General features: G+C 63.6%; 9 protein-coding genes and 2 pseudogenes. 9 read left to right on the forward strand and 2 right to left on the reverse strand.

The window, feature by feature from the left end; all coding sequences use genetic code 11:
* The 4 genes and pseudogenes from CXQ90_RS22720 to CXQ90_RS21375 all read left to right on the forward strand — a co-directional run.
* On the forward strand, positions 1–189 hold a 189-nt coding region (locus CXQ90_RS22720; RefSeq protein ID WP_219816745.1), incomplete at its 5' end, for a hypothetical protein.
* 170 nt (positions 190–359) lie between these two features.
* Positions 360–959 (forward strand): annotated as a pseudogene (locus CXQ90_RS21365) (IS3 family transposase); the annotation flags it as partial.
* 293 nt (positions 960–1,252) lie between these two features.
* Positions 1,253–2,362, forward strand: coding sequence for an IS110 family transposase (locus tag CXQ90_RS21370; RefSeq protein WP_104141347.1), 1,110 nt, complete (start codon positions 1,253–1,255; stop codon positions 2,360–2,362).
* Between the two features lie 16 nt (positions 2,363–2,378).
* Positions 2,379–2,675: pseudogene (locus tag CXQ90_RS21375) on the forward strand (IS3 family transposase); the annotation flags it as partial.
* 456 nt (positions 2,676–3,131) lie between these two features.
* On the opposite strand, the gene CXQ90_RS22235 reads toward CXQ90_RS21375, so the two are convergent.
* A complete protein-coding gene (locus CXQ90_RS22235; RefSeq protein ID WP_146068953.1) occupies positions 3,132–3,299 on the reverse strand; it encodes an epoxide hydrolase N-terminal domain-containing protein in 168 nt (55 codons plus the stop codon).
* Positions 3,300–3,974: 675 nt separating this feature from the next.
* Between CXQ90_RS22235 and CXQ90_RS21385 the strand changes: the two genes are divergently transcribed.
* The 4 genes from CXQ90_RS21385 (at position 3,975) to CXQ90_RS21400 (ending at position 7,079) form a co-directional block, all read left to right on the forward strand.
* Positions 3,975–4,466: a VOC family protein gene (locus tag CXQ90_RS21385; RefSeq protein WP_104141348.1), complete on the forward strand. Its 492-nt coding sequence runs from the start codon at positions 3,975–3,977 to the stop codon at positions 4,464–4,466.
* A gap of 257 nt (positions 4,467–4,723) precedes the next feature.
* Positions 4,724–4,942: a hypothetical protein gene (locus CXQ90_RS21390; RefSeq protein ID WP_104141349.1), complete on the forward strand. Its 219-nt coding sequence runs from the start codon at positions 4,724–4,726 to the stop codon at positions 4,940–4,942.
* Between the two features lie 54 nt (positions 4,943–4,996).
* Positions 4,997–5,587, forward strand: coding sequence for a hypothetical protein (locus CXQ90_RS21395; RefSeq protein WP_104141350.1), 591 nt, complete (start codon positions 4,997–4,999; stop codon positions 5,585–5,587).
* A 73-nt stretch (positions 5,588–5,660) separates the two neighbouring features.
* Positions 5,661–7,079 (forward strand): NAD(P)/FAD-dependent oxidoreductase, encoded by a 1,419-nt coding sequence (locus CXQ90_RS21400; RefSeq protein WP_258064692.1) that lies wholly within the window; start codon positions 5,661–5,663, stop codon positions 7,077–7,079.
* Between the two features lie 412 nt (positions 7,080–7,491).
* Here CXQ90_RS21400 and CXQ90_RS22725 read toward each other — a convergent pair whose 3' ends face one another.
* Positions 7,492–7,770 carry a TetR/AcrR family transcriptional regulator gene (locus CXQ90_RS22725; RefSeq protein WP_219816748.1) on the reverse strand — a complete coding sequence of 93 codons (279 nt, stop codon included), beginning with the start codon at positions 7,768–7,770 and terminating at the stop codon, positions 7,492–7,494.
* A 220-nt stretch (positions 7,771–7,990) separates the two neighbouring features.
* On the opposite strand from CXQ90_RS22725, the gene CXQ90_RS22565 reads away from it, so the two are divergent.
* Positions 7,991–8,167: a hypothetical protein gene (locus CXQ90_RS22565; RefSeq protein WP_181038670.1), complete on the forward strand. Its 177-nt coding sequence runs from the start codon at positions 7,991–7,993 to the stop codon at positions 8,165–8,167.
* The last annotated feature ends 69 nt before the right edge of the window (positions 8,168–8,236 follow it).

Here is an 8,236-nt window from a genome sequence, read left to right on the forward strand (position 1 = left end):
AGTCTTACTTCCAATTCTTTTAAGGTTTGTACGGCACCAAACGGCGCCATTGCCGAGACGGAGCGCCAGGTAAGGCTTGGCGGGATTCTCGCGGAAGAGCTGAAGGGGTCGGTAACCGTCTTTCGCGTCACCGGTTCAACTAGTAACGATATTGGCATGCTCAGCGTCACCTGTCAAGCGGGTGACTGAAGCCGGGGACCGCCCGCTTGGACCGTCCAAGAAGCCAAAGGCCGACTATCCTTTTGTAAAGCTAAGATCGAGGAGGGCTGTCTCCCGCTGAAATCCAGCCCCCCGGCCCATCCGCCTATAGCGGTTCACCGCCCAACTTTGAGCGCCATTTGCTGGCGGCGCCCACGATTGCCTATCTGGCCAGGGACATCAACCCAAAAAGATCTACCCGCTGGTCACGGATCTTGCCGCTGACGGTGTTCCTGTGGCGGTGACCTGCAGGGTGTTGAAATTCAGCAAGCAAGGCTATTACCGGTGGCGAGTTAGTCCGGTGACGGAACGGGACTGGGCGGATGCGCACCTGGTCAACGCCGCCCGGGACATCCATGCCGACGACCCTGCATTCGGGTATCGGTTCATCGCCGACGAACTCCCTGGGAAGGGCCTTGCGGCGGGCGAGAACAGGGTCCAGCGCTTATGCAGAGATCACGGGATCTGGTCGGTGTTCTCAAAGAAACGGGGCCTGAACCGGAAGCCAGGACCTCCGGTCCACGACGACCTGGTCGAGCGGGACGTCACCGCGTCGGCACCGAACGAGCTGTGGCTGACAGACATCACCGAGCACCCCCAGCGCAGAAGGGAAGCTCTACCTCTGCGCGGTGAAGGACGTCTACTCCGGAAGGATCGTCGGATACTCGATGGACTCACGAATGAAGTCCTCGCTGGCGGTGGCAGCGCTCAAGAATGCTGTGCGGGCACGCCGCCCGGCAGGGACCGTGGTGCACTCCGATAGTGAGACTGTCCATACCGGTATTCCCGAGGGTCCTTGACTCGCACAGTGATGGACGCGACAGGATGCTGGTGCCGGGTGCCCCCGGGGTTCTTGACTCTCACTCCGATCGACAGCTGTTGTCTTTCCCCGGATCTGTCAGTCCCCAGGGAGTACCCGGTGAGGCGCTACGCCTCGCCGCCGGAGTGACCTAAGGAGAGCCTGCGCCAAAGGTGCTCATCACTGTCTTGTCCGCCGGTCGGTCGATGCGCGGGGCCGTGCCCTTGCACACCGGATGAACCGGAGGAAAACGATATGACCAGAACGCCCGCAACCAGCGACCCGGACCAGGCATCGACGGCCGTCTTCGCCGGCGTCGACACGCACAAAGAACTCCACGTCGCCGCCGTCATCGACGCCGGCGAGACAGTGTTGGGTACCAGGAGCTTCCCGACTACACGCACCGGCTACCGGGCGATGCTCGCCTGGATCGGCGAGTTCGGTGACCTGGCCCGGATCGGCGTCGAGGGCACCGGGTCCTACGGCGCCGGCCTGACCCGACACCTCGCCAAAGCCGGCGTCATGATCCTGGAGGTCGACCGGCCCGACCGGTCCGACCGCCGCCGCAAAGGCAAGGACGACGATCTCGACGCGATCAATGCAGCCCGCGCCGCACTGCAGGGCCGACGGACCAGCATCCCGAAAAGCAAAGACGGCGCCGTCGATGCCCTGCGTGTGCTGCGCGTCACCCGCGCCCACGCGGTCCGGGAGCGCCGCAGCGCCCTGCAGCTCCTTCGGATGTCGATCGTCTCCGCGCCGGAGGAACTTCGCGACCAGGTCCGCCACCTGACCCGGATGCAGCTGATCCGCACCCTCGCTGCATGGCGGCCGGACGTGTCAAACGCGACCGATCCCGTCACCGCCTATCGGGTCTCGATGAAGTCCCTAGCCCGCCGCTACCTGGAACTCACCGACGAGATAACCGATCTGGACGAGCTCATCAACCCCATCGTCGAAGCCCTCGCACCCCAACTCCTCGAACGCGTCGGAATCGGCATCGAAGTCGCCGGACAGCTCCTCGTGACGGCCGGTGACAACCCCGACCGGATGAAGTCCGAAGCCGCGTTCGCGATGCTCTGCGGCGTTTCACCCCTACCCGCGTCCTCGGGAATGACACAACGGCACCGACTCAACCGCGGCGGCGACCGCCAAGCCAACCGCGCCCTGCACCTCGCGGTCATCAGCCGGATCAGGCTCGACCCGAGAACACAGACCTACGTCGCGAAAAAGACCGCCGAGGGACACTCCAAGATGGAGATCATCCGCTGCCTGAAGCGATACCTCGCCCGCGAGGTCTACTTCATCCTCAACCCCGGCCGCCAGCACATCGTCCCGAACACCAGACAACACCGAACCGCTGCTTGACACTTAGGAGAGCATCCGTGGGTCCCAATTCCGGTCCCGCCGCTTCGTTGAATCACTCCGGCACCACGGGCTCACAGGATCCATGGGCAGGTCCGGTGCATGCGCGGACAACGCCGCGATGGAGTCGTTCTTCTCGCTGCTGCAGAAGAACGTTCTGGACCGTCAGCGATGGCTCACCAGACAGAACCTCCGGCTGGCCATCACGACCTGGATCGAGCGGACCTACCACCGCCGGCGAAGGCAAAGACGGCTGGGGAAACTTACGCCCATCGAATATGAAACAATCAACCGGACCGCGCACACAGCGGCCTAAGACCCCGAGTCAACAAAAGCCGGGGCAGCCCCCCCGGAAGCGAATCGAGATCCGGAATAGGCATCTAACCAGGGACACTAGCGATAGTTCGTGTCAGTAGCCGACCTGCACCCCAAACTGGTCACGGGATCTGATAGCCTGCACGCCTGTACACTCCGGCGGGCCGGGTCCAGCAGGGGATTTTGCCTAGTTTTGGGCATTTAGCGAAGAGACCGGATGCCTTTGCGCATTTCTTCTACGAAGATTTTCGGTTGCTCCCGAGGCGCGTAGTGTCCGCCCTTATCGACCTTGTTGTAGTGGATGAGGTTGGGAAACGCCTGCTCTGTCCAACTTCTGGGGGCTGTATATATCTCGTCGGGGAAGACGCTCACGGCAACCGGAATAGAGATGCCTTTGACAGCGAAGAAAGGGGACCGGTTTCAGCGTAGAGGCGGGCGGAAGAAATCGCCGTGTTCGTCAGCCAGTAAAGCGTGATGTTATCGAGGACATCATCCCCTGCGACAGGTGCGGCGCCGTTTCCTTTTCGGGCCAGCGTGTGGCTTTGATACGCGCGCGCAGGTCCTCAAGTTCCGCGTCGGAGAACGCGAAAGTAAATGGCCGGATCGTGGACTTTTCGAAAGACATGGAGGATCTCCTCGGTCTTAGCTTCCGGAGTCGTGGAATCGACGCCGCGGAGCTTTAGCTGTTGTGAGAGAGAAAGAACCCCTTTGCCGGGACTGCTGCATTTCGAGGCGGCGTATTTGCGGCGTGGCCGCCCATTTGTGAGGGCGGGGGTGAGGGGAATCAGCGGGCTGTACATTGCTTTTGGCAGCCAGCGCCTCTGATTTTTGCTCCGCAGTCGAGGGCGGCGAGCCCCTGTGCAGAGGAGTGCGGGAATTGAGGGCGTTTGTTTCCCTCGTAATCCAAGTTCAGACGTCCCAATGCGGGCGCCGCAACAAGTGCAATTTTTGCCCCGGACGGCCGCTCCATTCCAGAGGAGTGCCGCGATAGACAGCTTCCTTTAGTTGGGTCTCGCGCGGTTGTTCTGTCCGATGTCTCGGCGTTCGCAGGACGGCGCTCCTCAGGCACTCTTTGGGTCTGTGCAACGTGTCGTTGGAGTGGTAAATTCCTGTTCGAGGACGATTTGATTCCTCTTTTGGAGCTGGCCCTCGACGGTCCGCTTCGTCTCCCTTTTTATGGAGTCTGGCCCGCTTACCGCGTTCGTCCCGCCACAGGCGCGACGGGCCGTTCAGCCGATAATGCGGAGCCTGCAATTGTCACCGTGAGCCCAGAACAAACGTTGACGGCAAGGAGCCTGATATGTCTGACACAACCCCTGACACAGCTTTGTCCGAGACAACCTCTGACACCACCGAAGGGCTGGAGATGAAGCTGGAGGTCCTCGTTCTACCTGTGAGCGACGTGGACCGTTCCATAAGCTTCTACCAGAACCTGGGGTGGAAGCTCGACGCCGGATACGAGGCCGGGCCGGAATTCCGCATCGCGCAGCTGACGCCACCGGGGTCGCACTGCTCGGTCCACGTCGGCCGCGGGCTTACCCCTTCACCGCCGGGTTCCGCCCAGGGCCATTACCTCGTGGTCAAGGACATCGACCGCACCCGTGCCGACTTGATCAGCAGGGGTGTTGAAGTGTCCGAGATTTACCACAACATGTATGACACCGGCGCTGAAGTACACGTCGATGGCTATGCTGACAACCGCCGCAGCTACGCGTCATTCGTTTCGTTCAGTGACCCGGACGGCAACAAGTGGGTAATCCAAGAGGTCTCGGAGCGACAGCCCGGACGGTAAGCAACCCCCGGTGGAGAAGGTCCGCAGACACCTCAGCCAAACGTGATTGCCTGTATCTGCATGTGCGACCACGTCACGAATTCGGGTGTCGTGTGCTCCGGAGGCGGTGTTTCTTACCGTCGACTTCCGGGGCACTCCACCCGTCCGGTCGACAGGGCTGGCGGCCCACTTGACCCAGCGTCAACCAACCGAGCAGCAAATACGAAAGGAATACCCGTCATGGTCATGAAGGAAGTCCTCACCAGGGGTCAGGGACAATGACTGCGGACGCACCAGGGCAGGGCACCCCGGACACGGCGGCGGGCACAACCGAGCTCCTCCGCGATTTGTTAATCCGTGCCGAGACGGCGCACGGCGTCTACGAGACCGAAGTGCTGAACGGGGTGCGCGACGAGGAATGGCCCCAATGGTACGCCGAACACATGACCCGTTCACTGGCCGAGAGCGGCTACAGCATCACCCGCAACCCGGCCTGACAGGCCAGGCACCAATAGGCAGCAGCCCAGCGATCACCACTCCAGGAGCACCGCATGGCATTTTTCGACCGCGTTTTCGGCCGGACGACCCGGCGTAAAGGCGCGACCCCCGGCCGCGCGGAAGACGAGATTGCCGTCGAGCGTTACCAGCAAGTGTTGAGTAACGCCCCGACAGACAAAATCGAGCAGGCTCACCTTGAAGCCTTTGCCAAGCTCACCCCCGCCCAGCTCGACGTCCTCTTCGAGCGTTTCACAAAAGATGCCCCGACACCGGATGACCGCCCCGCCGACGCACGGCCGGACACCTTGGCCAGAGCGGCGGCCCGGGCAGAGCGACGCCAGCCCGGCACGCTGACCCGCACCCTGGGGGAAGGCAATAATGTGTCCGCCGGGCGCTCGGTTCTCCAAACCGTTGCAGGCTACGTGATTGCCACGGAAATCGTCAGCGCCTACTTCTATAACGGGTATCACAGTGGGGCTTCCGGCGCCGCGCCTGCCGAAGCCTCTGGTGCCGACGGGACCGGTGACAGCAGGGGCGACACCTGGGGAGGCGGCAGTGGTGACAACAGGGACGGCACCTGGGGAGGCGGCAGTGGTGACAACAGGGACGACACCTGGGGAGGCGGCAGTGGCATCGGCTTCTAAGCAACCGGACACACCGCTTGCCCTTTCCGGGCAGAGCGGAGCGCAGCGATCGACACCGGCGACGGAGTATGACGTGATCGTCTTAGGTGGCGGGGCGGCTGGTGAGAACGTGGCCGACCGCACCGTGCAGGGCGGCCAAAGCACCCTCCTGGTCGAGAACGAACTTGTCGGGGGCGAGTGCTCCTACTGGGCGTGCATGCCCTCAAAGGCGCTGCTGCGCTCGGCCCAGGTGCTGAGGGCCGCGCGGCAGGTCCCTGGCTCTGCGCAGGCCGCCAAGGGCGCGCTCGATGTCCAGGCCGTGCTGGACCGCCGGGACGCCTTCGCCAGCAACTGGTCTGACAAGGGGCAGGTGCAGTGGCTGCAGAGCGCCGGGATCTCACTGGCCCGGGGCCACGGCCGCATCACCGGACCCAAGCAGGTCACCGTCACCGCCAACGACGGCACCACCACGGACCTGACAGCACGCCATGCCGTGGCCGTCGCCACGGGCTCCGATGCGTTTATACCCAATATCGAGGGGCTGCGCGAGGCCCGTCCATGGACCAGCCGGGAGGCAACCAGCGCCCGGTCGGCTCCCGCGAGCCTGGCCATCATTGGCGGCGGCGTGGTCGCGACCGAGCTGGCGACGGCGTACGCAGCTTTCGGTACGGAGGTCACGCTGATTGCTCGCAGGGGCCTGCTCGGTGCACTGGAACCGTTCGCGGGGGAGCTCGTGGCACAGGCGTTACGGGAGCAGGGCGTGTCCGTCCTGCTCGACACCAAGACCACGCGCGTTACCCGCTCCGCGGACGGCGTCGTGGTCCAGACCGCTGACGGCACCGAAATCAGGGCCGAGGAGGTGCTCGCCGCGACCGGCCGGAGCCCCCGGACCGCCGACATCGGCCTCGAGACGGTCGGTCTGACGCCTGGGGACTGGATCGGGACCGACGATACGATGCTGGTGCCGGGTTTCGACTGGCTTTACGCCGTGGGCGACGTGACCAACCGGGCCCTGCTCACCCACCAAGGGAAGTACCAGGCCCGCGCCGCGGGAGATGCCATAGCGGCCCGCGCCCACGGAACGACCCTCTCCGACGCCCCATGGGGTGCACACGTGGCGACCGCGGACCGGGAGTCCGTTCCGCAGGTCACCTTCACCGAACCGGAAGTCGCCTCCGTCGGACTCACCGCCCGGGACGCCCGAGCCTCGGGCTACGACGTGCGGGTCGTCGACTACGAGATCGGACACGTCGCCGGCGCCAGCGTCCGCGCCGACGGCTACGCCGGGACCGCCAGGATGGTCGTCGACGAGCAACGCAAGGTCATTCTCGGCATGACCTTCGTCGGCCCCGATGTCAGCGAACTGCTCCAGGCCGCGACGATCGCCGTCACCGCCCAGGTCCCCCTGGACCGGCTCTGGCATGCCGTTCCTGCCTACCCAACCGTCAACGAAGTCTGGCTCCGACTCCTCGAAACCTACGGCCGCCCCAATGGCGAGTCTATAAGCGCATAACCTAGCCGCCACGGATTGTGGCGACGCAGTCGACTGAGAGTTCAGGACAAAAGCGGATGTTTGCGCATCCTCGTCATCGGCGTTGGCGCGACCTCGTCGATTTACGACGCTTAGGCCCTCGGCACCACCTGCGCGGCGAGGGTCGCAGCGGCTAGGAGTTCCTCCATCGGGGCGCCGGAGGCCGCTTCAACACTGAGGCCGTAAATTGCCGCCATGCCGTACCGCGCCAGCGCTGGTACCGGCCGGCAAATCGCCGTCTGCCAGGGCCTTCTCGAACCGATCCAGCATGGTCCGCCGCATCGCCTCGCGGGCCGCCGCCAGGAGTTCGACTATTTCATGGTGCGCCTCCGCGGATGCCAGTCCCGCTTGAACTGTCATACAGCCGGCGGGCAGACCCGGGGCGGTAAAAGCCTCAACCCGCCCCTTCAGGCGGTCCAACACCGCCTGGTGAGCACTCGGCTGCGCCATGGCCTCCTCTACCTGGCCGGTCCGTTCGCAGGTACCGGTCAAGTGTTCTTTCGAACAGTTCCCGCTTGCTCCCAAAGGCTGCGTACAGGCTCGGCGGATTAATCCCGAGCGCCAGCGTCAGGTCGGCGATGGATGTGCCTTCGTATCCCTGGCGCCAAAACAGTTCCATGGCTGTGTCCAGGGCCACCTGGTCATCGAAAGCGCGCTTACGGCCTCCCGGCATGTGCTGACCTCCTCACGGCGTTCGGTTGCAGTTTTGCAATTTCTGCACACACTTCGTCACCCCCTTGACAGGTGATGAGCGAGCATGTCAGTATCGTTACCAGTTGAACCGGTGACGCGAAGGATTGCCGAACTCTTCAGCTCTTCCCCGAGAATCCGCCAGCCCTGGGCTGGCGGCGGAAGCACCCAAACCGTTGATACCAACCGATAAGGAACCACCAATGGCGCAGTCCACCACCGAGATACTGACAGATGCACTCAAGCAGGCCGAGACTGCTCACGGTATTTACGAAGCCGAAGTCCTGGGCGGGGTGTATGACACCGAATGGCCGCAGTGGTACGCGGAGCACGTGACGCGCACTCTGGACGCGGCCGGACACCGTCTCACCGCCGGTTAGAAACCTCCGACTCGGCAAGGGCACCGCTTGGTGCCGTACAAAGCACTTCAAAAGAATGGAAGTAACACC

This window comes from Arthrobacter sp. ZGTC131 (assembly GCF_002929275.1).
Taxonomy (GTDB): domain Bacteria; phylum Actinomycetota; class Actinomycetes; order Actinomycetales; family Micrococcaceae; genus Arthrobacter.